22 protein-coding genes and 2 tRNA genes are annotated in these 24,166 nt (G+C 72.2%); 8 read left to right on the top strand and 16 right to left on the bottom strand.

Annotation, left to right across the window (positions count from 1 at the left end):
• Positions 1-158 precede the first annotated feature (158 nt).
• On the top strand, positions 159-752 hold the full coding sequence (locus tag NUT86_RS15585) for a lytic polysaccharide monooxygenase auxiliary activity family 9 protein (RefSeq protein WP_274735826.1): 594 nt from the start codon (positions 159-161) through the stop codon (positions 750-752).
• 95 nt (positions 753-847) lie between these two features.
• Here the strand turns inward: NUT86_RS15585 and NUT86_RS15580 are convergent.
• The 6 genes from NUT86_RS15580 to ehuB all read right to left on the bottom strand — a co-directional run bounded on the left by NUT86_RS15580 (position 848) and on the right by ehuB (position 5,334).
• Positions 848-921, bottom strand: a tRNA-Lys gene (locus NUT86_RS15580).
• 98 nt (positions 922-1,019) lie between these two features.
• Positions 1,020-1,778 (bottom strand): IclR family transcriptional regulator, encoded by a 759-nt coding sequence (locus NUT86_RS15575; RefSeq protein ID WP_093646416.1) that lies wholly within the window; start codon positions 1,776-1,778, stop codon positions 1,020-1,022.
• A 422-nt stretch (positions 1,779-2,200) separates the two neighbouring features.
• Entirely contained in the window at positions 2,201-2,971 is a 771-nt protein-coding gene (gene ehuA, locus NUT86_RS15570; RefSeq protein ID WP_018091363.1) for an ectoine/hydroxyectoine ABC transporter ATP-binding protein EhuA, read from the bottom strand.
• Positions 2,972-3,017: 46 nt separating this feature from the next.
• Positions 3,018-3,635 (bottom strand): ectoine/hydroxyectoine ABC transporter permease subunit EhuD, encoded by a 618-nt coding sequence (ehuD, locus tag NUT86_RS15565; protein WP_037742479.1) that lies wholly within the window; start codon positions 3,633-3,635, stop codon positions 3,018-3,020.
• Positions 3,636-3,667: 32 nt separating this feature from the next.
• The gene (gene ehuC / locus NUT86_RS15560; RefSeq protein WP_018091365.1) at positions 3,668-4,399 is read right to left on the bottom strand and encodes an ectoine/hydroxyectoine ABC transporter permease subunit EhuC; all 732 of its coding nucleotides are present in this window, start codon (positions 4,397-4,399) and stop codon (positions 3,668-3,670) included.
• On the bottom strand, positions 4,396-5,334 hold the full coding sequence (gene ehuB / locus NUT86_RS15555) for an ectoine/hydroxyectoine ABC transporter substrate-binding protein EhuB (RefSeq protein WP_446750766.1): 939 nt from the start codon (positions 5,332-5,334) through the stop codon (positions 4,396-4,398). The genes ehuC and ehuB overlap by 4 nt, the downstream gene beginning before the upstream one ends.
• A gap of 110 nt (positions 5,335-5,444) precedes the next feature.
• On the opposite strand from ehuB, the gene NUT86_RS15550 reads away from it, so the two are divergent.
• Positions 5,445-5,945 carry a DUF3830 family protein gene (locus NUT86_RS15550; RefSeq protein WP_020397751.1) on the top strand — a complete coding sequence of 167 codons (501 nt, stop codon included), beginning with the start codon at positions 5,445-5,447 and terminating at the stop codon, positions 5,943-5,945.
• A 3-nt stretch (positions 5,946-5,948) separates the two neighbouring features.
• Here the strand turns inward: NUT86_RS15550 and NUT86_RS15545 are convergent, their stop codons facing one another.
• Complete coding sequence (locus NUT86_RS15545; RefSeq protein ID WP_274735820.1) at positions 5,949-7,370, bottom strand: amidase; 1,422 nt, start codon at positions 7,368-7,370, stop codon at positions 5,949-5,951.
• 84 nt (positions 7,371-7,454) lie between these two features.
• Positions 7,455-8,420 (bottom strand): D-2-hydroxyacid dehydrogenase, encoded by a 966-nt coding sequence (locus NUT86_RS15540; RefSeq protein ID WP_109889965.1) that lies wholly within the window; start codon positions 8,418-8,420, stop codon positions 7,455-7,457.
• A gap of 205 nt (positions 8,421-8,625) precedes the next feature.
• Between NUT86_RS15540 and NUT86_RS15535 the strand changes: the two genes are divergently transcribed.
• From NUT86_RS15535 to NUT86_RS15525, 3 genes are all read left to right on the top strand, one after another.
• Positions 8,626-9,537, top strand: coding sequence for a maleate cis-trans isomerase family protein (locus tag NUT86_RS15535; protein WP_026169931.1), 912 nt, complete (start codon positions 8,626-8,628; stop codon positions 9,535-9,537).
• Positions 9,538-9,690: 153 nt separating this feature from the next.
• Positions 9,691-10,416, top strand: coding sequence for a maleate cis-trans isomerase family protein (locus tag NUT86_RS15530; RefSeq protein WP_018091371.1), 726 nt, complete (start codon positions 9,691-9,693; stop codon positions 10,414-10,416).
• 144 nt (positions 10,417-10,560) lie between these two features.
• Positions 10,561-11,685: an LLM class flavin-dependent oxidoreductase gene (locus NUT86_RS15525; RefSeq protein ID WP_266443074.1), complete on the top strand. Its 1,125-nt coding sequence runs from the start codon at positions 10,561-10,563 to the stop codon at positions 11,683-11,685.
• A gap of 142 nt (positions 11,686-11,827) precedes the next feature.
• On the opposite strand, the gene NUT86_RS15520 is transcribed toward NUT86_RS15525, so the two are convergent.
• The gene (locus NUT86_RS15520) at positions 11,828-13,642 is read right to left on the bottom strand and encodes a putative bifunctional diguanylate cyclase/phosphodiesterase (protein WP_274735816.1); all 1,815 of its coding nucleotides are present in this window, start codon (positions 13,640-13,642) and stop codon (positions 11,828-11,830) included.
• 360 nt (positions 13,643-14,002) lie between these two features.
• On the opposite strand from NUT86_RS15520, the gene NUT86_RS15515 reads away from it, so the two are divergent.
• Positions 14,003-15,244, top strand: coding sequence for a M6 family metalloprotease domain-containing protein (locus NUT86_RS15515; RefSeq protein ID WP_159488170.1), 1,242 nt, complete (start codon positions 14,003-14,005; stop codon positions 15,242-15,244).
• 103 nt (positions 15,245-15,347) lie between these two features.
• On the opposite strand, the gene NUT86_RS15510 is transcribed toward NUT86_RS15515, so the two are convergent.
• The 6 genes from NUT86_RS15510 to NUT86_RS15485 all read right to left on the bottom strand — a co-directional run bounded on the left by NUT86_RS15510 (position 15,348) and on the right by NUT86_RS15485 (position 21,072).
• A tRNA-Lys gene (locus NUT86_RS15510) sits at positions 15,348-15,421 on the bottom strand.
• A gap of 56 nt (positions 15,422-15,477) precedes the next feature.
• A complete protein-coding gene (locus NUT86_RS15505) occupies positions 15,478-16,113 on the bottom strand; it encodes a bifunctional DNA primase/polymerase (protein ID WP_093646404.1) in 636 nt (211 codons plus the stop codon).
• 186 nt (positions 16,114-16,299) lie between these two features.
• Positions 16,300-16,683, bottom strand: a complete 384-nt coding sequence (locus tag NUT86_RS15500) for a hypothetical protein (RefSeq protein WP_026169932.1) — start codon at positions 16,681-16,683, stop codon at positions 16,300-16,302.
• A 105-nt stretch (positions 16,684-16,788) separates the two neighbouring features.
• Positions 16,789-18,168: an AAA domain-containing protein gene (locus NUT86_RS15495; RefSeq protein WP_018091377.1), complete on the bottom strand. Its 1,380-nt coding sequence runs from the start codon at positions 18,166-18,168 to the stop codon at positions 16,789-16,791.
• A 40-nt stretch (positions 18,169-18,208) separates the two neighbouring features.
• On the bottom strand, positions 18,209-19,759 hold the full coding sequence (locus NUT86_RS15490; protein ID WP_274735812.1) for a hypothetical protein: 1,551 nt from the start codon (positions 19,757-19,759) through the stop codon (positions 18,209-18,211).
• Complete coding sequence (locus NUT86_RS15485; RefSeq protein WP_229838181.1) at positions 19,750-21,072, bottom strand: hypothetical protein; 1,323 nt, start codon at positions 21,070-21,072, stop codon at positions 19,750-19,752. Before NUT86_RS15485 ends, NUT86_RS15490 begins: the two co-directional genes overlap by 10 nt.
• A 187-nt stretch (positions 21,073-21,259) precedes the next feature.
• Between NUT86_RS15485 and NUT86_RS15480 the strand changes: the two genes are divergently transcribed.
• On the top strand, positions 21,260-21,853 hold the full coding sequence (locus NUT86_RS15480) for a histidine phosphatase family protein (RefSeq protein ID WP_274735809.1): 594 nt from the start codon (positions 21,260-21,262) through the stop codon (positions 21,851-21,853).
• An 89-nt stretch (positions 21,854-21,942) separates the two neighbouring features.
• On the opposite strand, the gene NUT86_RS15475 is transcribed toward NUT86_RS15480, so the two are convergent.
• Entirely contained in the window at positions 21,943-23,385 is a 1,443-nt protein-coding gene (locus NUT86_RS15475; protein WP_266443088.1) for a tetratricopeptide repeat protein, read from the bottom strand.
• Between the two features lie 245 nt (positions 23,386-23,630).
• Between NUT86_RS15475 and NUT86_RS15470 the strand changes: the two genes are divergently transcribed.
• Entirely contained in the window at positions 23,631-24,098 is a 468-nt protein-coding gene (locus NUT86_RS15470) for a hypothetical protein (RefSeq protein ID WP_266443091.1), read from the top strand.
• Positions 24,099-24,166 lie beyond the last annotated feature (68 nt).

Below are 24,166 nucleotides of genomic sequence, written 5' to 3'. Positions count from 1 at the left end.
TGGTGCGGCCCCAGGCGGGCAGCCCTCGGGCCGACATTGGTCCGTACCTTGGTATGGACATGCCCAGCGCCCGCTGATTAGTCTGCCATTTGGTCTAGACCGCACTGCCTCTCCCTCTCGGCTCATGGAACTCCCCCCACGTTCTTCAGGAGCGAAGCATGCGCAAAAAGATCAGTGCTGCCGTGATCGGCCTCGGCGTCCTCGGTGTCTCCCTCCTCTCGACGGGCAGCGCCGCCAGCCACGGCTACAGCGACGCGCCCCCCAGCCGGCAGGCACTCTGCGCCAACGGCACCGTCAAGGACTGCGGCGCGATCCAGTACGAACCGCAGAGCGTGGAGGCCCCCAAGGGCTTCCCGGCCGGTGGCCCGGCGGACGGCAAGATCTGCTCCGGCGGCCATGAGAACTTCGCCGAACTCGACGATCCGCGCGGCGGCGCCTGGCCCGGCACCAAGCTCTCCCCGGGGCAGGGCTACACCTTCACCTGGCGGCTGACGGCACGTCATGCCACCACGGATTTCCAGTACTTCATCACCAAGGACGGCTACGACCCGGGCAAGCCGCTCACCCGCGCCGACCTCGAACCCGCGCCATTCATGACGGTCCCCATGGGCGGTGCGCAGCCGGATGCGACCGTCCAGCACCAGGGCACCGTCCCCACCCAGAAGTCCGGCCGCCACCTCATCCTCGGTGTCTGGAACATCGCCGACACGGGCAATGCGTTCTACGCCTGCTCGGACGTCGACCTCTCCTGACGCCCCCGCCGGCGCCATCGGCCCCCGGCCCCGCCGCGGTCCCGGACACAACGAAGTGGGCGTTCCCGGAGAACCGGGAACGCCCACTCGATACGTGCGCCGCCAGGGACTCGAACCCCGGACCCGCTGATTAAGAGTCAGCTGCTCTAACCAACTGAGCTAGCGGCGCGCGCTGACGAAAGAAATACTACCTGGTCGAGAGGGGTGCTCAGGACCACGGCCGCACAGCGGTGCGGTCCGGCCCCGTCGCCCCGCCCGCGCCCCGGCTCAGATCGCCAGCGAGAGCAGGACCGGGGCGGCCTGACGGTTGAGGGTGTCGGCGGCCTGGCGCAGCCGGTGCGCGTGCTCGAGTGGCATGGACAGGGCGAGGCAGCCGACCGTCGCACCGGCGGTGATCGGGACGGCCGCGCAGACCGTGCCCACGGCGTACTCCTGGAGATCGAGAACGGGGACCGTGGGCGGCTGGCTGTCGAGCTTGTGGAACAGGACCTTCTCGTTGGTGATCGTCCGCGAGGTGAGCCGGGCGGTCTTGTGCCGTGAGAGGTGGTCCTTGCGGCCGTCATGGTCGAGCTGCGCGAGCAGGCACTTGCCGATCGCGCTGGCGTGCGCCGTGCGGTGGAATTCGGCCCACTCGTTGACCTTGGGGGCCAGCGGTCCGTCGGCGTAGTGGAGGATCTTCACCTCGCCGTCGATGTACCGGCTGATGTAGACCGCCGCGCCGACCGAGTCGCGCAACTGGTCGAGGGTGAGCTGGAGCTTGTCGCGCAGGGCCTGGTCGCGGTCGCCGCCCGAGCCCAGGAGCAGGAGCGATTCGCCGATGACATACGCCCCGTCGGTGACCTGCTCGACATAGCCCTCGCGCCGGAGCATCGCCAGCATGTGTCCGAGCTGGACCGGGGGCAGGCCGGTCTCGCGGGCGATCTGCGCATCGGTCACGCCCTCGGCGCGCCTGGAGATCGTTTCGAGCACGCGAAGGGCGTACTGCACCGAATGGAACGGCGCGGTCGGCTCGGGCTTCAGCGCCACGGTGTCCCCCTAGCAGGTTGTTACCGCTTGCGTCGTGACCGTCGTTGGTGGTCACGGCCGGGCTTGCGCGGCCGATCCCGGACAACGGGGCTTCCCTCACGATAGCGGCCAACGGCCCTCGGGGGAGGGGGTCTTGACTGAAAAGAAGCGCGCCCCGGTCATCTGTACTGGGGCGAGAGACCTTGGCATATGCCAAGGTCACAGTGCCGGACCGCCGGCGGCTTTGCGTCGTACGGACCCCGGCCCCCCGGCGTCGAGCCGTATGGACTTCGATGTGGCCTTCGTCTTCTGGCCGTACACGGTCTTCCGGGGTGATGTTCCGTAATTCGTCGGCCATGGCCCCGGTGTGCGGAAATGAGAAAGGGTGGTGTGCCCCCTCGGCGGGGGCCCACCACCCGAACTCACTTCCTGTTGAGTGACGTTCAGAGCACCGCGCTCAGGAATTCCCGGGTGCGCTCGTGCTCCGGCTCCGTGAAGATCTTCTCCGGGGAGCCGGATTCGATGACCCGCCCGGCGTCGAACATCAGGACATCATCGGAGATGTCCCGGGCGAAGTTCATCTCATGGGTGACGCAGAGCATGGTGATGTCCGTGGTGTGCGCGATGTCCCGCAGGACGTCCAGCACCCCGGCCACCAGCTCGGGGTCGAGCGCCGAGGTCACCTCGTCCAGCAGCAGCACCTGCGGGCGCATCGCCAGTGCGCGGGCGATGGCGACCCGCTGCTGCTGGCCGCCGGAGAGCTGGGTCGGGTACTTGTCGAGGTGCTCGGTCAGGCCCACCAGATCGAGGAGTTCGCGGGCCCGCTCCTCGGCGGCGTCCTTTTCCATCCCCAGGACGTGCACCGGCGCCTCGGTGATGTTCCGCAGCACCTTCATGTTGGGGAAGAGGTTGAACTGCTGGAACACCATGCCGATGTTCTTGCGGACCTCGCGGATGTGCTTCTCGCCGGCCGGTACGAGCTTGCCGCCCTTTTCCTCGTGCGTCAGATATTCGCCGCCGACCTTGATGGTGCCCTCGTCGGGCTTCAGCAGCGTCATCAGCAGCCGCAGAATCGTGGTCTTGCCGGAACCGGACGGGCCGATGAGGGTGACGTGCTTGCCCGAGGAGACGGTGAAGTCCAGGGAATCCAGGACGGTGTTGGTCCCGAACCGCTTGGTGACGTGGTCGAACCGGATCAGCTCGGTGCCGTCCACCGCCGGGTTGGCCGTTTCTCCGGCGTGGTCTTTCGGGTGATTGCTGTCAGCGGACAAGACGACGCTCCAGGGCTCGCAGGAGGAGAGAAGTGGGGTAGGAGATGACCACGAAGAGGATGCCGACGACGGTGATCGGCTCCAGGTAGTCGAAGGTGGTGGCGCTGATGCTGTTCGCCTGGAAGAGCATGTCGGCGACGGTGATACCGGCCAGCAGCGGCGTGTCCTTGAACATCGCGATCACGTAGTTGCCGAGCGCGGGCACCACCCGGCGGAACGCCTGCGGCAGGATCACCGCCGTCCAGGTGCGCCGGCGCGGCAGGTTCAGCGCCGTGGCGGCCTCCCACTGGCCGGGCGGCACCCCGTCGATACCGGCGCGGTAGACCTCGGAGGTGTACGTCGAGTAGTGCAGGCCCAGCCCGATGACGCCCGTGGTGAGCGGCGCGAAGGTGAGCCCCCAGCCCGGCAGCACGAAGAACAGGAAGAACAGCTGCACCAGCAGCGGGGTGTTGCGGATGAACTCGACGAAGACGCTGACCGGCCAGGTCACCCAGCGGCTCCGCGAGCGCAGGGCCATCGCCCACACCAGCCCGAGCGCGAAGGACACCAGCGAGCCGTAGAACGTCGCCTGGATGGTGATCCACAGCCCTTTGAGGATCTCGGGCATGATCTCCCCGATGTAGCTCCATGACCAGTTGTTCACGGCTTTCCTCCGGTGGCCAGCGCCTCGGGGCCCTGCTTCTCGACGGGCAGTTTGCGGGAGAACCAGCCCTCACCCTTGGGTACCGCCCGGCCGACCGAGGCCTTGGCGCGGCGCTCCAGCACCCGCATGATCCGGGTCATCACGAACGCGACCGCGAAGTACAGGACGAGGATGATTCCGTAGATCTCGGCGCTCTGGCCCGTCGACAGCCGGGCCAGCTTGGCCTGGAAGGTGAGTTCGCCGATGGACAGCAGCGACGCCAGCGCGGTGCCCTTGAGCAGCTCGATCAGCAGGTTGTTGAACGGCGGCATCATCTCGGGGACAGCCTGCGGCAGGATCACCTTCCGCAGCCGCTGCCCGGGCGTGAAGCTCAGCGCGATGGCCGCCTCACGCTGGGCGGGGGCCACCGCCTGCAGCGCACCGCGGACGACCTCGGAGCCGTACGCGCCGTACGACAGTCCCAGCGCCAGGGTGCCCGCCCAGATGCCGACCAGCTGCCAGCCCAGCAGCGGCAGCGCGAAGAACAGCCAGAACATCAGCACCAGTGCCGAGGTGCCGCGGAAGAACTCCACATAGACACCCGACAGGAAGCGGACGGTCCGGAACCGCGAGGTGCGTGCCAGGCCGATGCCGAAGGCGACAGCGGCAGCCAGAGCGGCGCTGTAGACCATCAGCTGGACGGTGATCCACAGCCCTTCGAAGAAAAGTTCCCACAGCGCGCCGGTCACTTTTTACAGAGCTCCTTCGCCGTGAGGTCGGTCATGAACTCCTTGGTGAAGCCGTACGGCTCGGCGATACGCAGGAGTTCGCCGCTCTTCTTCATCTTCTGCAGCTCGGCGTTGAAGGCGTCCCGCAGCTTGGTCTCACCGAGCCGGAAGCCGTAGCCGCCGCCGTCGCGCTGGGGCTTCCCGTCGACCTCCGGCGTGAACGGCTTGGTCATCTCCACCTTGGGGTGGGCACCGGTCTTCAGCGCCTCGATCATGGTCAGCGCGGTGCCGGCGAAGACGTCGATACGGCCCGCTTCCAGGGCCTCCATCCCGGCGATCTGGTCACCGTAGGTCTGGATGGTGTCCTTCTTGACGCCGTTGCCGACCGCGTAGTCGATCTCGGCATAGCCGATACCGGAACCCATCCGGTATTTCCCCTTGGCGATATCCGCATAGGAATGGATGTTGTCCGGGTTCCCCTTGCGTACGAGGAAGGAGTCCTTGCTCTCGTAGTCCGGGTCGGAGAAAAGGACGGCCGCACACCGGGCCTTGTTGATGAACATTCCCGCGACGATCACGTCGTACTGGAAGGAATGCAGACCGGGCACCAGTGCCTGGAACTCGACCGGCACCGGCTCAAAATTCTTGATTCCCAGCCGCCGGAAGATCGTCTTGGCGACGGCCGGGGCCTCGCCGGTGAGTTCGCCCTTGCTGTTGATGGACGCATAGGGCGGTTCGCTGGCGATTCCCATGCGGACGGTGCCCTTTTTCCGCAGATCTTCGAGCAGATGTCCGCCGCCGGTCGCGCCCGAGACATCGACCCGGGAGCAGCCCGAGGCCGCTCCCACTGCACCCGCTGCGCCGAGCGCCGCTACCCCCGCGAGCAGCGAGCGGCGGCGGATGCCGCTTGCCAATTTTCTCTTGATCATTTTGGTGTTCTCCTGTGGTGGAGCCATGGGCGCGCGGCTACCCGAACGCCTCACACATATGCCAATCGTTTCCAGCCCTTGATGGAAGCGCCGCGGACTTGTTCCGTACGCCGGTATTGCCCACCTACGATCGGGGCATGACCGATCGCTTCATCGAAGTCTCCCTGGACAAGCGCGGCGTGAGCTGCACGGCCAAGTTGCTCGACGACCGCGCGCCGATCACCTGCAATGCCGTATGGGACGCCCTCCCACTCGGCGGCGACGTCTACCACGCCAAGTACGCCCGCAATGAGATCTACGCCCTGCTGGCGCCGTTCGCTCCCGAGGAGCCGCCGCTGGAGAATCCGACGATCACCCCGATCCCCGGCGATCTGTGTTACTTCACCTTCACCGACACCCAACTGGGCACCAAGTCCTACGGCTACGAGACACAGGCGGCGCACCAAGGCCGCGCCACCGTCGTCGATCTTGCGCTGTTCTACGAGCGCAACAATCTACTGATCAACGGTGACGCGGGCTGGGTGCCGGGCATCGTGTGGGGCAGTGTCGTCGACGGTCTGGACCGGATGGCCGATGCCTGTCAGGACCTGTGGCGGGCCGGTGCCCTGGGCGAGAGCCTCAACTTCCGGCGGGCCTAGGGGCTAGGGCCTGAGCGCAGGCGGCGCGGGGATCTCCGCGGTCCCCGCCTCGTAGAGGGCATGCGCGGCGCGCAGCACGAGCGCGTCCGCGTGCCGCGCGCCGACCAGCTGGACGCCGATCGGCAGCCCGTCCGCGTCCACCCCGCAGGGCAGTGTCGCGGCCGGCTGCTGGGTGAGGTTGAAGGGGTAGGTGAACGGCGTCCAGCCCGTCCAGCGGGTGTGACCGGAACCGGCCGGGACCTCGGCGCCCGCCTCGAAGGCGGTGAGCGGCACGGTCGGCGTCACCAGCAGGTCGTAGGCGCTGTGGAAGCGGCCCATGGCCTGACCGAGCGCCATCCGCGTATCGACCGCGGCCAGATAGTCCAGCGCGCTGTAGCGGGCACCCTGCTCGCAGATCTCCCGCAGCCCCGGATCGAGCAGCGCCCGGTCCGCGTCGTCCAGATGCTGCACCACCCGCGCCGCACCGCTGAACCACAGCGTGTGGAAGGCCTCCACCGGGTCGGTGATGCCCGGGTCGATCTCCTCGACGACCGCGCCGAGCCCGGCCAGCGTGTCGACGGCCGCCCTGACCGCCGCCGCGATCTCCGGAGCCACCGGCACGTCCCAGCCGAGCGACGGGCTGAAGGCCACCCGCAGCCCGGAGACCGGACCGGCCAGCGCCTGACGGAACGAGCCGGGGGCCGGGCCGAGCTGGGACCAGTCCCGCCAGTCCGCCCCGCAGATCACCTCCATCATCAGCGCCGCGTCCGCCGCGTCCCGGGTCATCGGCCCGACATGCGCCAGGGTCCCGAAGGGGCTCGCCGGATAGAGCGGCACCCGCCCGTAGGTCGCCTTGAGCGCGAAGATCCCGCAGAACGACCCCGGGATACGCACCGAGCCCCCGCCGTCCGTGCCCAGGCTCAACGGGCCCGCGCCCAGCGCGACCGCGGCCGCGCTGCCGCCGCTGGAGCCGCCCGCGGTGCGCGCCGGGTCGTACGGATTGCCCGTCACCCCGTGCCGCGGACTGTCGGTGACGCCCTTCCAGCCGAACTCCGGAGTGGTGGTCTTGCCGACGAACACCGCGCCGGACTCCCGCAGCCGGGCGACCGACGGGGCGTCCTCCTCCCACGGACCCTCGGCCCGCACCGTGCGCGAACCGCGCAGCGTCGGGACGCCCCGGGTGAGGATCAGATCCTTGACGGTGACCGGCACCCCGTCCACCGGCCCGGCCGGTTCGCCGGCCCGCCAGCGCTCCGCCGACTCCTTGGCGCCGGACAGCGCCTCGTCCGCGTCGATCAGGGTGAAGCAGTTCGTCGCGGCCTGGGCGGCCTCGGCGCGTTCCAGTACCGCCCGGACCGCCTCGACGGGGGAGAACTCGCCGGCCGCGTACCCGGCCGTGAGACGGGTGGCGGAGAGGTCGGCGAGGTGGGTCGGTTCGGTGGTCATGCGTCCTCCGAGCGTCGGCCGCCCCGGGCGGGACGGCGGTGGGGGGAGCGCGGCTGCCGCGCCGGGGCCCGGCAGCCGGCCCCGTCACTGCACCGGCACGTACCCGAGCCGTTTGTCGACGAGGTTGTCCAGCGGCTCGCCCGCCGACCACCGCTCGAAGTTGTCCTGGAACTGCTCGGCGAGGGCGTCCCGCCAGCCCAGGGTGTCGCCGCTCATGTGGGGCGACACGATCAGATGGGGGACGTCCCACAGCGGGCTGTCCGCGGTGAGCGGCTCCTCCTCGAAGACGTCCAGCGCCGCCGCCGCGATCCGCCACTCGCGCAGCGCCGCGACCAGAGCGTCCTCGACCACCAGCGGCCCGCGCCCGACGTTGATGAACCGGGCCCGCGGCGCCATCCTGGCGAACGCGTCCTTGCCGAACAGGCCGCGGGTGGCCTCGGTCAGGGGCGCCGCGCAGATCACCCAATCCGCCTGGGGCAGCAGGCCGTTCAGCGCGTCACTCGCGTGCACGAGGCCGAATTGCGGATCGTCCGGGCGCTCCCGGCGGCCGACCAGATCGACCTTGACACCCAGTGCCAGGAGGGTGCTGCCGATGGCCCGGCCGATCGGTCCGGAGCCCACCACGACGGCCCGGCTGCCGGCCAGCCGCAGGGTCTCGCGATGCTGCCAGCGCCGCTGCCGCTGCAGCTCCCAACTTCCGTAGAAGTCCTTGGCCATGGCGATCACCAGCCCGGCCACATATTCTGCGATCGGCTGCTCGAAGACGCCCCGGGCGTTGGTCACCAGGGTGTCGTCGGCGACCAGCGCCGGGCACAGCAGCTGGTCCACACCCGCGCTGGCGGTGTGCACCCAGCGCGGCCTGGGCCCCTCCACCGGCCAGGCTCTGCGGATCGCGTCGGAGGTGAAGTCCCAGGCCAACAGCACGTCGGCGGTGGGCAGTCGGTCGGCGAGCGAGTCCTCGTCGGTGAAGATCACCCGAGCCCGGCCGGTGAGGCGGTCCAGCTTCGGCGGCGGGTCGGAACCGAGGACGAGGACGGTGCTTTCGGACATAGCCAGAAACCGTTCTGAAACGTGAGCCCCTTTCCATGGAAAGGGGCGCCGACAGATGCCTGAGATGCGAGGATTGACCACGCTAGGAAGTCGTATCTACCGTGTCAACAACGGCTCTGTCCCGACGTCCCGGCTTGATCCGGCTGCACCTCATCCCCGGCCACTGGCCTGGCCTTCCAGCCCTTCGTTTCTTCTAGGGGCCTTCATGGACGTCTCTTTTCTGGGTGGCCCACAGCCGCAGCTCGGCGTGGGTGTCGTCGCTCCCTTCGACTTCGCGCTCGACCGAGAGCTCTGGCGCTGGGTTCCCGACGACGTGTCCCTCCACCTCACCCGCACCCCTTTTGTGCCCGTCGAGGTCAGCCTCGATCTGGCCCGTCTGGTCAGCGAGCACGAAACGCTGGACGCTGCCGTCCAGGCGCTGTGTGCGGTATCACCGCAGGTCATCTCCTATGCCTGCACTTCGGGCAGCTTCGTCGGCGGGGTCGCGGGCGAGCGGGCCATGTGCGCCGCCATGGTCCAGGCGGGGGAGGTTCCCTCCCTCACGACCTCGGGCGCACTGATCGAAGCGCTGCGCGAGATCGGCGCCCGGCGCATCGCCGTGGTCACGCCCTATACGAAATCGGTCACCGACTCCCTGGAGGACTATCTCGGTGAGGCCGGCATCACCGTCACCGGCCGCGCCTACCTCGGGCTGACCCGGCACATCTGGAAGGTGCCGTACCGCGATGTCGTCGACATGGCCCGCGCGGCCGTGGTCGGCGCCACCGATGCCCTCTTCATCAGCTGTACGAACCTGCCGACCTACGACGTCATCCCGCAGCTGGAGGCCGAGCTGCGGATGCCGGTGCTGTCCGCCAATCAGGTCACGATGTGGGCCGCGCTGCGCGCCATCGGCGTCCAGGCGGTGGGCCCGTACCAGGCGCTGCTCGATCCGGTGGCGCGGCGCGGCCCGGCCGCGATGACCGCGACGGCGGAAGGGCCGGAAGAAGGAGTGCCGCGGGTGACCCCCGAGGCGGCCTTCGCCGGACCCCCCGCCCCACCGGAGGGGGAGCCCCTCGACGGCCTTGAACCGCCGCCGTATCCGCCCGATGACACGGGAGGCCTGCCCCCGGTCTGAGGCCGGTCCGAACCCGGCCTCCACCAAGGAGTGCTGCCGGCGTCGTTCCTCTCGCCGGCAGCACTCCTTCCCGGACCCACCGCACCACCCGTGAGCGCACCCGCACCCACGAACGCCCCTGCACCCGCAGCCGTACACGCAAGGGAGACCTGCATGGCATCGGTCGGCTTCCTCTACCCCGGGTACTCCGCGGAGGACGACTACCCCCGGCTCGAAGCGCTCCTGGGCGGCGGGATCCGCCTGCCGCTCGTGCACACCGATATCGGCGAGGACGCCCATCGCGTCGACGCCCTGCTGGAGATGGGCTCCGCCGGGCGGCTGGCGGCCGGCGTCGACGAGCTCAAGGAACGCGGCGCCGAGGCCGTCGTCTGGGCCTGTACGAGCGCCAGCTTCGTCTTCGGCTGGGAGGGCGCCCACGAACAGGTCAGGGAGCTGTCCGCCACCGCCGGCCTGCCCGCCTCCAGTACGTCCTTCGCCTTCGCCCATGCCGTCCAGGCGCTCGGTGCCCGGCGGGTCGCGATCGCCGCCACCTACCCCGACGACGTGGCCGAGCGCTTCCACGCCTTCCTGAAGTCCGCGGGTGCGGAGGTCGTCTCGACCCGCGGCAGCGGCATCATCACCGCCGCCGAGGTCGGCACCTGGGGCAGCGAGGAAGTGCTGGCGCTCGCCCGCGCCGGTGACCATCCGGACGCCGAGGTGGTGCTGCTGCCCGACACCGCGCTGCACACCGCGGAACATCTGCCGGCCCTCGAAGCGGAGCTGCGCAAGCCGGTGCTCACCGCCAATCAGGTGACGGTCTGGGAAGGGCTCCGGCTGCTCGACCGCACGATCAGCTGTCCCGCGCTCGGCACCCTCTTCTCGCGGACCGCGCACGCCTAGGGGGCGTCTGAGGGGCCTCGGCCGAAGGGAGGTCCGGCGGCCCCGCCGACCGCGGTGCCGCGCCGGGGATCTGACCCGGGAATAAGTGGAGATCCTCTCCGGTTGTCCTCCTCGCAGACCACCGACGCGAGGAGGACCCGCACCGTGAGCGGCGAAGACGAGGAGATCCGGGGCAGCGGCGAGACGGCCGGCGACGGGATACGGGGCACGGCCCCGGGCACCGCACCCGTCCCGCTGTCGGTGCTCGACCTGGTGACGGTCGGCGCCGGCAGCACCGCCTCGGCCGCGGTGCGCACGGCCGTCGACATCGCCCGTACGGCCGAACGCCGGGGCTTTCACCGCTACTGGGTCGCCGAGCACCACTCCATGCCCGGCGTCGCCTCGTCCTCGCCCGCGGTGCTGCTCGCCCACCTCGCCGCCCACACCACCCGCATCCGCCTCGGCTCCGGCGGCGTGATGCTGCCCAACCACGCCCCGCTCGTCATCGCCGAGCAGTTCGGCACCCTGGAGGCGATGGCCCCCGGCCGGGTCGACCTGGGCCTGGGCCGCGCGCCGGGCACCGACGGGGCCACCGCCGCCGCGCTGCGCAGGACCGAGAGGCTGCACGAAGGCGCGGACGAATTCCCGCAGCAGCTGGCCGAGTTGACCCGCTTCCTGGACGACTCCTTCCCCGACGGCCACCCGTACGCCAAGATCCATGCCGTCCCCGGCCCGGTCCAGGCGACCTCACCGGGCGGCGTCCAGGACCCGCACCGCCCGCCCCTGTGGCTGCTGGGCTCCTCCGGCTTCAGCGCCCGGCTCGCCGGCTCCCTCGGCCTGCCGTTCGCCTTCGCGCACCACTTCTCCGCGGCCAACACCCTCCCCGCGCTGGACCTCTACCGCGCGTCCTTCCGCCCCTCCGAGGTGCTGTCGGAGCCGTACGCCCTGATCGGGGTCGCGGCGCTGGCCGCCGAGTCGGAGCAGGAGGCCCGCCGTCAGGTCATGACCGGCGCGCTGTCCATGGTCCGGCTGCGCACCGGACGCCCCGGCCTGGTCCCCAGCCCGGAGGAGGCCGAGGCGTACCGCTTCAACGAGTTGGAGCGGGGCTTCGTCGACAGCTGGCTCGGCAATGTCGTCCACGGCACCCCGGACGCCGTCCGCCAGGGCCTGGACGACCTCGCCAAGCGCACCGGCGCCGACGAGCTGATGATCACCGCCAACGCCCATGGCGGCGCGGCCCGGCTGCGCTCGTACGAGCTGATCGCGGATGAGTACGGCCTGCCGGCCTGAGGGCGTCGTGCGGGGTGGTGGCGGCCGGTGCTGATTCCGCCGGACCCTGCCGCGGGGGTGGCGCGCCGTTGTGGCGGGATTCTTTTTCGGTGCGGGCGGAACGTCGTTCCGCCCGCACCGGCGCACTGCATACCTGCGGCCCTCAGGCCCCCGTGTGGCGGCCCGCGTCGAGCAGGGCCGCCACCCGGTCGGGGGCGACGGGGCGGGAGTAGAGCCAGCCCTGGCCGGTGTCGCAGCCGATCCGGCGGAGCCGCTCGGCCTGTTCGGCGCTCTCCACGCACTCGGCGGTGACCGTGAGGCCGAGCCGGTGCGCCAGCGCCACCAGCGCCTCCACGATCATCTCGTCCGCCGGGTTCGGATGCTCCTGCGAGCGGAAGCCGCGGACGAAGGACCCGTCCAGCTTCAGTACGGAGACCGGGAGGCGGCTGAGGTAGGCGAGGTTGGAGTAGCCGGTGCCGAAGTCGTCGATGGCGATCCGTACGCCCATGTCGCTGAGCGCCTGCAGGGCCTGGAGCGGGCGGCCGGCCGAGCCCATCACCGCGGACTCGGTCAGCTCCAGCTGCAACAGCTCCGGCGGCAGCCCGGTCTCGGCGAGAATCCCCGCGACATCCGCCACCAGGTCGGAGTCCCACACCTGACGTACGGCCACATTGACGCTGACGAACAGCGGCTCGCCGGGGTGCGCCAGCTGCCAGGCGCGTGCTTGGTGGCAGGCCCGCTCCAGCACCCAGCGGCCCAGCTCGACGATCGCGCCGTTCTCCTCCGCCAGGGCGATGAACCGATTCGGCGACAGCGTCCCGAACTGCGGATGGCGCCAGCGCACCAGCGCCTCCACGCCCTGTGCCCGGCCGTCCCCCAGCCCGACCAGCGGCTGGTACTCCAGGGTGAATTCGCCGCGGTCCACGGCCGGGCGCAGGGTGCTGGAGAGCGCCTGCCGGGTCATCCGGTGGGCATTGCGCTCCGGGTCGAAGAGCGTCCAGCGGGCCTTGCCGTCCTCCTTGGCCCAGTACAGCGTGGTGTCCGCGGCCTGCATCAGACCGGTCGCGGTGGTGCCGGTGGCGGCCCGCTCCACGACGCCGATGCTCGCCGACACCGACAGCCGCTGCCCGGCCAGGTCGAACGGGCGCTGCAGCGCGTCCAGGACGCACTGGGCCAGTTCGGCGAGCTGGTCGGTGCCGGTGGAGTCCTCCACCAAAAGAGCGAACTCGTCACCGCCGAGCCGGGCGACCAGATGCCCGCCCCGGCCCGCCCCGCGGTCCGCGGCGCTCTCCGCGCAGCGCGTCAGACGCTGTGCCACCGCGCTCAGCAGCCGGTCGCCGACGCGGTGCCCGAGGGTGTCGTTGACGGCCTTGAAGCCGTCCAGGTCGAGGTAGCACAGCCCGATGCGGCCGGTGCCGGACGGTTCGAAGGAGGCGGTCTCCAGGGCGGAGGAGAGCCGCTCGAAGAACAGCGCCCGGTTGGGCAGCCGGGTCACCGGGTCGTGCATCTGCAGATGCCGCAGCCGGGCCAGCAGATCGTGCCGGTCGCTGATGTCCGCGACCGACAGCAGCATCCGCTCCTCGCCGCTGAGCGGCTCCGGCGTCAGCGGCTCGACGGTCACCTCCACCCAGACGGAGTGCCCTTCGGGGTGTTTGAGGCGGCGGGTGCAGCGCAGCCGGTCGCTGCGGCCGCACAGCACCTCGCGGTAGGCGGTCCACACCCGTGGGTCGGCGCCGAGGTCGGTGAGGTCCGCCGCGGTGGCGGCCACCAGCTCGGCCGGGTCGGCGCCGACCAGCTCACCGAAGGCCGGGTTGGCGGCGAGGACCAGGCCGTCGCGGTTGAGGACGGCCATCGCCACCCGCGCCGCGTGGAACGTGGCGCGGTAGTCGCCGAGCGAGGCCGCGGTGTCGTCGCAGCGCCCGCCGGTGGCCGGCCGGGCCTCGGCGGATTCTTTGGTCGTTTCATCACGCTCCGTCACTGAGGGGAGCGTCGCTCCGGGCGTGCGGCCCGGGCTGTCGGGGTGTCCGCTCACTGCTCGCTCCCGCGTGGCGCTGTCTCGTGATGGAGGGGGGATCTCGCGCTGGAAAGTGTGGCGATCATAGAGGCTGGCACGACGGCCGATCCAGCGACGCAGCCGTGATCGTCCGCGCGCATGACGGAACTTCAGCCATTTCTGCCCGGCTCTGTTCGTACGGATTGCCCCGTTGGCCGTTTGTGACTTTCCGTTACGGGACGGCCAAGACGCGCCGGTCACTCGTCCGGGCCTTCAAAACAGGACGAATAGCATTAAATCGCCACAGGGTAGATGAGGTCTCCGAATCCGTCCCTGGAGGTATGTGTGCCGCGCGCCCAGACACCCGACGGGGCGGATCGCCGCAGCCTGCGGCGCGTCGCGGCCGTCGCCACCTCCCTGAGCGCGCTCATCGCGACCTCGATCGTCGCCGGACCCGCCACCGCCTCCGAGGCCGTGCTCCCGTGCGCCCTGGGACGCACCGACGCGCACCACTCCGAGGGCGTCGACAGCTGGAACGGGTCCTATCCGCGCCCGGACCGCACGCTCAACGCCGTCATGATCTTCCTGTCCTTCCCGGACTCCCGGCCCCTCTCGGCGCCTCAGGACCTGTCCCACGACTACTTCCCCGCCACCTCCGGCTTCTTCGACCGCGCCTCGTACGGGAAGTTCCGGCTGCGCCCGCACATCCACCGCCGCTGGGTGCAGATGCCGCGCTCGTCCGTCTCCTACGGAATACAGCGCGACTGGGACGCCGGCCGGCGCTCGTCCTACCTGCGCGACGCGGTCACCGCCGCCGATCCCTCCGTGGACTTCAGCAGGTACGACGTGGTCTATTTCGTCGCCGACCCGGACGCCCCCGGTGTCGATTCGGACGCTACCAAGGTCGTCAACCTCGACCGGCCGCTGCACGCCGACGACCATGATCTGCACCGGTTCGTCACCGTCTTCGAGCAGAGCCCGCCGGACCGCAATGTCCTCGCGCACGAGACCGGGCACGTCTTCGACCTGCCGGACCTCTATCACCGGCCGGAGGACGGCAAGGGCGACTGGGACACCTACGTCGGCGACTGGGACCTCATGGGCAGCCAGTTCGGACTGGCGCCCGACCCTTTCGCCTGGCACAAGTGGAAGCTCGGCTGGATCGCCGACAGCCAGGTCGACTGCCTCGATCTGACCGGACGCGCCCTGCACTCCCTGCGCACCCTGTCCGCCCCCGAGGAACCCCGGGCCCAGCGCCGGCCGCGGCTCCTGGTCGTCCGTACGGGCCCCGACAGCGCGCTCGCCATCGAGGCACGCGGTGCCATGGGCAACGACCGCTCCCTGTGCACCGAGGGCGTTCTGGTCTACCGCGTGCACAGCCGGACGGCCTCCGGGGCGGGCCCCGTGCAGGTGCTCGACGGGCATCCGGCCACCTCCGCCTGCTGGGGCACCTCCGTCTACCCGCCCCTCGCGGACGCTCCGCTGGGCGTGGGGGAGAGCATGGACGACGCCGAGGACGGGGTACGCATCCAGGTCGAGGGCCGGACGGCCGACGGGGACTGGGCGGTGAAGGTGAACCGCGGCTGACCGCGCCGCACCGACCGCACCGCACCGACCGCGGCGTATTGACCGCGTCGTACAGCCGGGAACGACGAAGGCCCCCACCGGAGTGGAGGCCTTCGACCGTCTGTGCGCCGCCAGGGACTCGAACCCCGGACCCGCTGATTAAGAGTCAGCTGCTCTAACCAACTGAGCTAGCGGCGCCTGCTGACGGGGAAAACATTAGCATCCTGGTCGGGGAGGACAAAAATCGGTTTGTCTCAGCCCGCGGTCAGCATGGAAACGGGGTGCTGAGCTGCGGCTTCGTGCACCGGGCCGGCCATCGAGCGGGCCGCGCGGACACAGGCCCAGAGCAGTACGTCGGGGCCGGGCAGCCAGGGGTTGCGGACATCCGGTGCCACCAGCCAGCGGGAGACGGACGGGGCGGCCGGGTCCTCGTCGGCCGGGGCGCCGGCGCCCGCGGTCCGGTCCGCGGCGGGGCTCTGGCGGGGGTGCAGCGGCGGGACGGTCACCGCGTCCCCGCTGCCGTGGCACAGCAGCGGCGGGACGGCCGTGGCCCACTCCTCCCAGACGAGCAGCGCCGGCAGCCGCTGGGCCGTGCCCGGGGCGGCGAACAGCAGGATCCGGCCGCGGTGCGCCGCCACCGGCCCCGAGCCGGGGCCGTCGGACCATAAGCGGTCCACCATCCGCCGCCCGAAGAGCGCCGGGGCGTTGATCACGTCGAAGGCGGTGCCGCAGGGCAGCACGCTGGGCGCGGCCGGCCGGGTGGCCCACACGGTGTGCATCTCGTCCGGATGGGGGCTGGCGGAGGCGAGCCAGTCGGCGCCCGCGAGGGTGACATATGCCGCGGTCGGAAAGGCCAGGGTGCGGGGGGTCTCAGGCAGCCAGTCGCTCATGGGGACAGGTCTACCCAGCCGGCACGCGGGACTTGGCTGATTGGCGGAAAACGGGACGGGGCGGTGGGGGAGCCGGTATCTTTCCCCCCTTGCATATGCCAGCGGCCCATGATCATGGACCATGAGCCGTGGTGGGGCGCGTCGGTGGGCGGGGTTCCTGGGGGCCGGTGGGCGGGGCCGGGGCGGTCAGTCCATGTCGCCCGGCAGGGTGCTGCCGCTCCGCATCAGGCTGCGGCCGAACTCGATCATTTTCTGTGCGTAGTCCTCGGTCCACTCCGCCTGCTCCGCGAGCGTGGCCAGCGGCAGCCGGTCGAACCGGCTGGGGTCGGACAGCTGGGCGGCCGCCAGCGCCTGGAACTCCGTGGCGCGGTCGGCCGCGGCGCGGAAGGCCAGGGTCAGCTCCGTGGCGCGGCCGAGAAGCTCGCGCGGGTCCTCCATCGACTCCAGGCCGAAGAAGTGCTCGGGGTCGGCGACGGCCTCGGGCGGCTCGAAGAGCAGCTGCGCGGGCTTCATCCGCCGTGGTCCGGGCGCCGTACCACGCGGGTCGGGAGCCGGTCGCGGCTCGGACATGTACCTACCTCCAGATCGTGTGCCGCATTCCATTGTCCCGCTGCGCGCAAGTGGGCCCCGGGGGAGAGGCCGTACGCCCTGGCGGGCCGCCGTCGGACAGGCTCCCTAAGGACGCCACGCCACCCGGTGTTCCGCGAGATGGGCGAGGACGGCGTGGTTGGCCTCCCAGCCGTCCGGGAACTTGACCGTGACGCCGAGACGGACCGGCTCGGTCGAGGGGTGCTCGTCCAGCAGATCGGCGACGCCGGCCCGGCAGACCACGATGCAGGCGTGCCGGTGGCGGGAGGCGAGTACACACAGCCGGCCGGTCTCCAGGTGGAAGGCGGTGGCGTCGGGCCGGCCGGACAGCGGATGCAGGACGACCGTGACATCGAACTCGCGGCCCTGGAGACGGTTGGCGGTGTCCACCGCGACGCCGCTCACCCCCAGGTCGGCGAGCGCGGCGCGGACGGCCGCCGCCTGGTCGCGATGGGCGGTGCCGACCGCGATCCGGCCGGCCGTGAGCGGTGCCGGGGCGGGCGCGGCCCCCTCCGGAGCCCCGTGGGCCTCGCTGGTCGTGGCGCCGCCGCGGTCCAGGAGCCGGCGCACGACCTGGGCCACCGCGCGGACCGCCTCCGGGTCCGTGCGCGGGGTGTGGCGGGCGGGGAGTTCCAGCAGGCCCCAGCCGGACTCGGCGGCCTCGTCCAGGACGCGGTCCACGCCCGAGCCGTCGCCCGGCACCCCGAACGCCAGCCGGCGGTCGCCGTGGCCGGTGCCGCTGCGGAACGGGGTGTACGGATAGAACGCGGCGGAGACCAGGGGCGCCGCCGAGGCGGGCAGCCGCCAGGAGACCGGCAGCCGGTGCTGCGGCAGATCGGGGTTGTGCGCCAGGAGGGTGGACACCGCGCTCGACGACGGGTCGTAGGCCAGCCCCGCCCACTGCTCCGCGCCGACCACGCTGAAGGGGTCCAGCTGGCCCGGGTCGCCGACGAACAGCGCCCGCTCGAAGAGCCCGGCGACGCTCAGCAGCGCATCGGAGCGCATCTGATAGGCCTCGTCCACGATGGCGTGCCGCCAGGGCTCGTCGACCTTGGTGTACGCCCATTTCGCTGCCGTCGAGACCACGATGTCCATCCCGGCCAGATCGGCGGCCTTCGCGGACGTACGGACCGCGGGCAGCTCGGCCAGCGCCGGGTCGAAGGCGCCGGGCTCACTGCTGTGCAGCCGCCCGACCGGCAGCTGCGGATCCTTCTCGGCGAGCCGCAGCACGAGATCGTCGACCTGGGCGTTGGTCTGCGCGACCACCATCAACGGGCGCCCGGCGGCGGCGAGTTCGCGGGCCGCCCGCACCACGAGGGTGGACTTTCCGGCGCCGGGCGGGGAGTCCACGACCACGCCGCGCCGGGTGCCGTGCAGCGTGTCCCGCAGGATCGCGTCGGTCGCCGCGGCGGCCGCGGCGGCGGGGTCGAAGGGACCGGCGGTGGTGGGTTCCTGAGTGGCCGTCATACGGGAGTGTGCTCCAGGGCGGTCGAGGGCCGGGCGCGGGTCACAGGAAGTCCTCCGCGGTCACGGGGTCGGGGGCGGGGTGCGGCGCGTCCGCGGCAGCGGACGGCGGGCCGCCGTGGGTCCACGGGGTGTCCTCGGGGTCCGGGAGCTCCGGGCCGCCGCGCGGGGCGTGCTCGAACAGCGTCCAGCACACCGTGTCGTCCGGCTCCGGCACCGAACCGGGCTCCGGCGTCTTCCCGCGCCCCATCCCGCCCGTCAGCCGCACCACCAGAATTCCCGGCTCCTCGGTCACATACGCAACGAATTCGGCGGTCTGGGTCTTGCCGTCCGCCACCGAGCGGTAGAGCTTGCCGCCCTCCGACAGCTGCGGCCGGTCGGCCGTCCGCAGGGTGACCAGCGGGCGCGGCATCGGCCGCCGCCCCTCGGAGAAGGCCATCTCGACGCCGGTGACCGTGCCCTGGAACGCCTCGCCCGCCAGCCGGCGCCCCGCCATCACCAACGGGTCGTCCAGGGCTTCCTGGGCGTCCAGTTGGGCCTGTGCGGTCTCCCGTGCGGACAGCTTCTGCGCGGCGGTGACCGCGTCGTCCTGCTTGGGCTGCGGGGGCTCCCCGGCGCGGATCCGGTCCCGGTGCGCGGTGTACGACCAGCGGTCGCGCTTCCAGCGGTCGGGGACCCGGGCGCCCGCGGGGAGCTCCCGCAGCAGGTCGATGCCGTGCCAGACGGCGTCCCAGGCCGGTCGCAGCTGTCCCTCGACGAGGGTGCGCAGCGCGTCCTCGGCGCCCGGCAGCCCGGCGTCGTAGCGGGCCATCGCGGGGGCGAGCAGCCGGTTGTCGAACGCCGGGTCGGTGGCCGGGCCGGCCGGCGGGCACAGCAACTGGCCGTCCGCGTCCCGCGCCGACTCCGCGCGCTCGGCCGCCTCCCGGCCGGACAGCCCCGGCGGCGGGTCGATCCAGGAGAGCAGCGCGCCCAGGTGCTGGTCCTCCAGCACGCTCTGGCCCGTCGCCCAATGGCGGGTCAGCAGGCCGGTCATGGACAGCAGCAGGCTCGCGCCCGGGACCCGCGCCCGCTCGCCGAAGTGGGTCAGCCAGCGGCCCAGCAGCGGGACGTGCGGCGGCGCGGGATACGGGGTCTCCGGCTCCTGCTCGGCCGTCCGCCGGAAGCGCATGGAGCGGCCCAGCAGCCGGACGAACTCGATGCCGGCGGCGCTCGGCACGATCAACTGCGGTGCGTCCGCGCACAGTTCGACCTGCACCGGGACCTTCTTGCCGGTCTCGGGGTCGGTCTCCTTGCGCTCCTCCCACTCGATGGCGTCCGCGAAGCCGTCCACATAGGGCAGCACCGACTCCGCCAGCTCGGCGAGGAACGCGAACCGCAGATCGCGGTCGCGGGGCTGCGGGACGGCCAGCAGCACCGGCTTCTCGCGGTCCGTGCCGACCAGCGCCCCCAGCGGGGCACCGGCCTCGCCCGCGGTCGTCAACGGGACGAACACCAAAGGGCGTTCGGACAGATGGCGGTGGCGGACCGTGCACCGTGGCCGGGCGCGGCCCGCCGCCACCGCCTCCATCCTGGCCAGCGTCTCGATCAGCGGCATCCCGGCTCCTCCGCTCGCGGTCCCGGCACGGTGGGGCGGGCCAGCGCCTCGGCCCGCAGCGCGGCGGCCCGGCGCAGCGCGACGACGGCCGGGTCGTCCGGCCCGTCGTCGGGGGCCTCGGGGGACTCCGGGCCGTCGGGGACCGCCGCCGCCAGCACCTCCTCGATGGTGTGCAGCCCGCCCAACTCGCCCCGGACGCCGCGCCCGAGCGCCTCCACCGCGCCGTCCTCACGGGACCGCTTACGGCAGTGGAAGGCCAGCTCGCACGCGGCCAGGCACTCGGGGGCGTAGGCCGCGTCGACCGCCTCGACGGCCTCGGCCAGCTCCTCGGGCCGACGGGTCGGGGTCTTCCCGTCGTCCGCCAGCCGGAGGTCGAAGGTGGTCCCGTCGGGGAGCGCGGCGGCGATCTCCTCGACCCGGGTGAGGCGCGCCAGCTGCCGCCGGGTCGTGGCCAGCTGCTTGCGGACGTCGACGGCCGCGGCGGTCGGGAGGTTGGAGAAGTCCTTCGGGCACACCAGCAGCACCCGGTCGCGGACCCGGACCGGGCGGCCGGTGTGCGCGCCGGTATGACCGGCGACCGGCTCCAGGGCCAGCACGTACACCGCCGCCTGCCGCGCGGCGGCGCCCACCTTCGCGGCGTCCGCCGAACCGTCGATCATCGGGAAGGACTTGATCTCGACGACCGTCCAGCTGCCGTCCGGATGCACCACCACCGCGTCCGGCTCCACATAGGCGGGCGAGCCGGCCACCTCGACGACCAGCATCGGATGGTCGAGCAGCGCCCAGCCGCCGGCCGCGGTCGCCTCGCGCAGCGCCAGCGCCGTACGGGCCGCCCGGCCCTCGGGCCCGGCCGCGGACAGATCGGGGGTGGCGACCTCCTCCGGCGCGGGCGGCGGGGTGCCGGGCGCCAGCCGCTCGTGCAGCAGCCGCAGCAGCTCCGTGCCGCCGTCGGCCTTCACCCGGGATTCGAAGGCATTGCCGCGGACGATCGCGAACTGCGACTGGCCGTACGCCGCGGGCGAGCCCAGCGCCTGGGCCAGCGCGCCCTTGTCGATGCCCGCGCCGTCCAGCAGCGCGCGGCGCCGGCAGCCGGGGTTGGCGGCCAGCGCGGCGAGCGCACGGGCGTCGAGGGAGCGGGGGCGGACACCGGGGCCGCGCAGCTCGGTGAGTCTCCCCCGGCGCACGCCGGGAGCAAGATCCCCCGGCGGCGGGCTCGGCGTCGCCGTCGGCCGCCCCGCCGAAGGGGCGGCCGACGCGGGTCGGCTGTCGCGGAAAGCGTTCACCCGCGGAAGTCTCGCATCCGGCACCGACATACGGGGCGACCGCCCGCCGCCGGATGCCCCATACGCCGTGGGCGCGACCGCCCCGGGCGCCGGGTCCCGGGCGGGACCGCCTCCCCGGTCAGGGACAAATCGACCCGATGCGCGATGATGGAAAGCCCGCGGTCAACGCCGCCCGCACCGAGAACGAGCAGCCGAGCGATCGGCGAGAGGTACGACCATGGCACCGCGCATATTCCTGGCCAGGCACGGGCAGACCGAGTGGTCCCTGTCCGGCCGGCACACCGGCCGTACGGACGTCCCGCTGTTGGACGAGGGCCGGCGCGGCGCCAAGCTGCTGGGCGAGCGGCTGCACCGCGCCCCCTGGGAGGGACTGCCGGGTGTCGAGGTCCGCACCAGCCCCCTGGTGCGTGCCAAGGAAACCTGTGAGCTGGCCGGATTCGGCGAGCGGGCGCAGCCGTGGGACGCGCTGATGGAGATCGACTACGGCGCGTACGAGGGCCTGACACCGGCCGAGATCAAGTCCGGGCGGCCGGACTGGCTCATCTGGCGCGACGGGGTGCCGGAGGGGGAGACGCTCGCCGAGGTCACCGCGCGGGCGGACGAGGTCATCGACTGGGCCCGGTCCGCCGACCGCGATGTGCTGGTCTTCGCGCACGGCCACATCCTGCGCGCCCTCGGCGCCCGCTGGCTGGGTCTGGGCATCTCCTTCGGCGCCCGGATCCGGCTGGAGCCGACGTCCCTGTCGGTGCTCGGCTGGGCCTACGGGGAACCGGCGATCGAGCGCTGGAACGACACCGGGCACCTCGGCTGAACGACGGCCGCCCGGCCACCACGGTCCGGCCGGAGGCGCGGGCACCGCAGGCCGCCTGACGGGGCGTCGGCCCGCCGCTCCGCGGGCCGTCAGCCCGCGGAGCCCGGGGCCGGCGTCCCGCCGCCGGATGCGGCCGAGGCCGCGTGCCGCTCCAGGAAGCCGGAGACCGCGCCGCCGCCGTGGTACGCCCGCAGCGTCCGGGCCGTGCCGTCGAGCATCGTCCGGATACGGGCCGAACGGACCTGCTCCAGCAGCGCCAGCACCCGGGCCCCGGCCGCGGCGGCCTCCTCGGGCTCCCCGCTGTCCGCGAGATCGCCCGCGAGCTCCGCGGTGAACAGGGCGATATTGCGGGTGAAGTGGGAATCCTGCAGCGCCACCGCCCGGCGTGCCTGCTCCACCGCGCGGCCCGCGTCACCCAGGGCCGACCAGCACTGCGCCTCCAGGCCCGCCAGTTCGGCCTCGCCGTAGAACGTCATCCACTCCGGGTCGCCGTCCCGCGGCCCGCCCGCGAACAGCCGCTCGGCCCGCGCCAGCGCCTGCTCACAGCCGGCGCGGTCGGCCAGCCCCGCCCAGCCGCCCGCCTCCCGCAGCGCCAGCAGCGACAGCAGCCGCGGCGAGGCCAGATGCTTCGCGGCCTGCTGCGCGGCCTGCGCGGCCCGCACCGCCTCCCGCGGCCGGCCGGCGTCGCGGGCGAGGAAGGCCGTATTGCAGAAGGCGTGCGCCTCCAGGGCGGCATCACCGCAGACCCGGGCGGTGGCCAGGGCTTCCGCGTAGTGCGAGCGGGCATCCTCGAAACGGCCCGAGTCATGCGCCAGCCAGCCCACGGTGATGGCGAGTTCACCCGCCCCGGCGTGCAGCCGGTCGGACACCGAGCGACGCTGGACGCCCGCGTCCAGCAGTTCGTAGGCGGCGCGCAGCGGCTGGGCGGCGCGGCGGTAGATGCCCTCCGCGCCGTGCCGGTCGTCCAGCAGCCGGATATGACGGACGGCCTCCTCGACCGCGGCGGCCTCGGCCGTCCCGGGACGGCCGGAGGTGCGCGGGCCCGGCACATGGGCGGACGCGGCGGCGGCAGCGGCCTCGATGGGATGCAGGGCGGCGAAGCCCAGGGCTGCTGCCGGGCCGCCGGTGATGAACGCGCGACGCAGCACGTCGCTCTCCTCGCAGATCTGGATACGGGTATCGCGGTGGTCGGGGTCGGTTGCCAGGGGCGCGGCGCTGACCGCCGCCGTACGCGCCCCCCGTCCGCGTACCGCCTCGCGCGGCGCGAACCCCATGTCGGGCAGCGTCAGCCCGGGGAACATGTGCCGGAACACCCGCTCGTAGGCGTAGTTCGGACACCGGATCTCCCCGGACTCGACGCGGCCCACATAGCGGGCGTCGCACGAGACCTGTTCGCCGATCTCACGGGCGGACCGTCGGACCGCCGCCGCGAACTCGCCCGGTGACAGCCGGCCGCGCAGCTGTCGGAAGGCGAGGTTCGGGCGGGCGGGTACGGTGCGGGACGACGCTGAACTAGCTGCTGGCGACGCCATGGCGGACCCTCTCCGTGCCCTCTCCGTGCCATCAGGTGGCGTTGCCGCCTCCTGGCGGTGCGGCGGGATGACCGTACCGGCTGTGATGGCTCCGATACGCACAGTTTGGCTACAAATCGGATATCTCGCGCGCGATCTGCCATGAACTGCCATCCTTTGCAGCGTTACGCCGCCGTAGCTGTTGACACGTCCGGCCGTTGAAGTCGGTGTAAAGGGTCGGGTACGTGCAGGAGGAGGGGTTCTCCGTGTGGGAGACCGGCGTGAGCAGGGGCGGCAACGGGTCCGCGGGCCAGGCCGGCGGTGGGCGGGGACCGGCCGTCGCGGCCGGGGGACCGGCCGTACCGGCCCAGGCGTGTGACCTCGTCACGGTGCCGGCCCGGCAGGGCCTGGAAGCCGTCGACATCCTCCGGCTGCGGGACGGGGTCGGCCCCGTCCTCCATGACGGCGCCTGCGACACCCTCGGCTTTCTGGTGCCCGCGGGCACGGCGGACGGCTGGGACGTGCCGGGCAGTGCCTGTACCCAGACCTCCGGGCGGGGGATCGCACTGGGCGCACTGTGCGAGGAAGGGGCCCCGGAGGAGCCGCCGGTGACCGGCACCGGCTGGCTGGTGCCGCCGGAGGGCGCGGGCGCCGCCGCCACCGATCCGGCCGTCCTGCGGGCGGCGCTCGGCGAGGCGGCCCGCACGATCGAGGCCGTCGACCGCTGCCAGTGACACCGGCCGGACCGTACGCGAAAGGGGCCGCCCGGCCGATGCCGGACGGCCCCTTCGGGCGGGTGGCC

This window comes from Streptomyces sp. G7(2002), from assembly GCF_028870195.1.
GTDB classification, from domain to species: Bacteria; Actinomycetota; Actinomycetes; order Streptomycetales; family Streptomycetaceae; genus Streptomyces; species Streptomyces nigrescens.
This window is presented reverse-complemented; position numbering and strand designations above follow the sequence as displayed.

Coding starts and splice junctions, on each gene's coding strand:
- NUT86_RS15545 (WP_274735820.1), bottom strand. CDS start 7,370: ATGACCACCGAACCGACCCACCTCGCCGACCTCTCCGCCACCCGTCTC.
- NUT86_RS15505 (WP_093646404.1), bottom strand. CDS start 16,113: ATGAGCGACTGGCTGCCTGAGACCCCCCGCACCCTGGCCTTTCCGACC.
- NUT86_RS15550 (WP_020397751.1), top strand. CDS start 5,445: ATGACCGATCGCTTCATCGAAGTCTCCCTGGACAAGCGCGGCGTGAGC.
- NUT86_RS15585 (WP_274735826.1), top strand. CDS start 159: ATGCGCAAAAAGATCAGTGCTGCCGTGATCGGCCTCGGCGTCCTCGGT.
- ehuB (WP_446750766.1), bottom strand. CDS start 5,334: ATGGCTCCACCACAGGAGAACACCAAAATGATCAAGAGAAAATTGGCA.
- NUT86_RS15485 (WP_229838181.1), bottom strand. CDS start 21,072: ATGTCGGTGCCGGATGCGAGACTTCCGCGGGTGAACGCTTTCCGCGAC.
- NUT86_RS15490 (WP_274735812.1), bottom strand. CDS start 19,759: ATGCCGCTGATCGAGACGCTGGCCAGGATGGAGGCGGTGGCGGCGGGC.
- NUT86_RS15535 (WP_026169931.1), top strand. CDS start 8,626: ATGGACGTCTCTTTTCTGGGTGGCCCACAGCCGCAGCTCGGCGTGGGT.
- NUT86_RS15500 (WP_026169932.1), bottom strand. CDS start 16,683: ATGTCCGAGCCGCGACCGGCTCCCGACCCGCGTGGTACGGCGCCCGGA.
- NUT86_RS15530 (WP_018091371.1), top strand. CDS start 9,691: ATGGCATCGGTCGGCTTCCTCTACCCCGGGTACTCCGCGGAGGACGAC.
- ehuD (WP_037742479.1), bottom strand. CDS start 3,635: ATGCCCGAGATCCTCAAAGGGCTGTGGATCACCATCCAGGCGACGTTC.
- NUT86_RS15480 (WP_274735809.1), top strand. CDS start 21,260: ATGGCACCGCGCATATTCCTGGCCAGGCACGGGCAGACCGAGTGGTCC.
- NUT86_RS15495 (WP_018091377.1), bottom strand. CDS start 18,168: ATGACGGCCACTCAGGAACCCACCACCGCCGGTCCCTTCGACCCCGCC.
- NUT86_RS15475 (WP_266443088.1), bottom strand. CDS start 23,385: ATGGCGTCGCCAGCAGCTAGTTCAGCGTCGTCCCGCACCGTACCCGCC.
- NUT86_RS15540 (WP_109889965.1), bottom strand. CDS start 8,420: ATGTCCGAAAGCACCGTCCTCGTCCTCGGTTCCGACCCGCCGCCGAAG.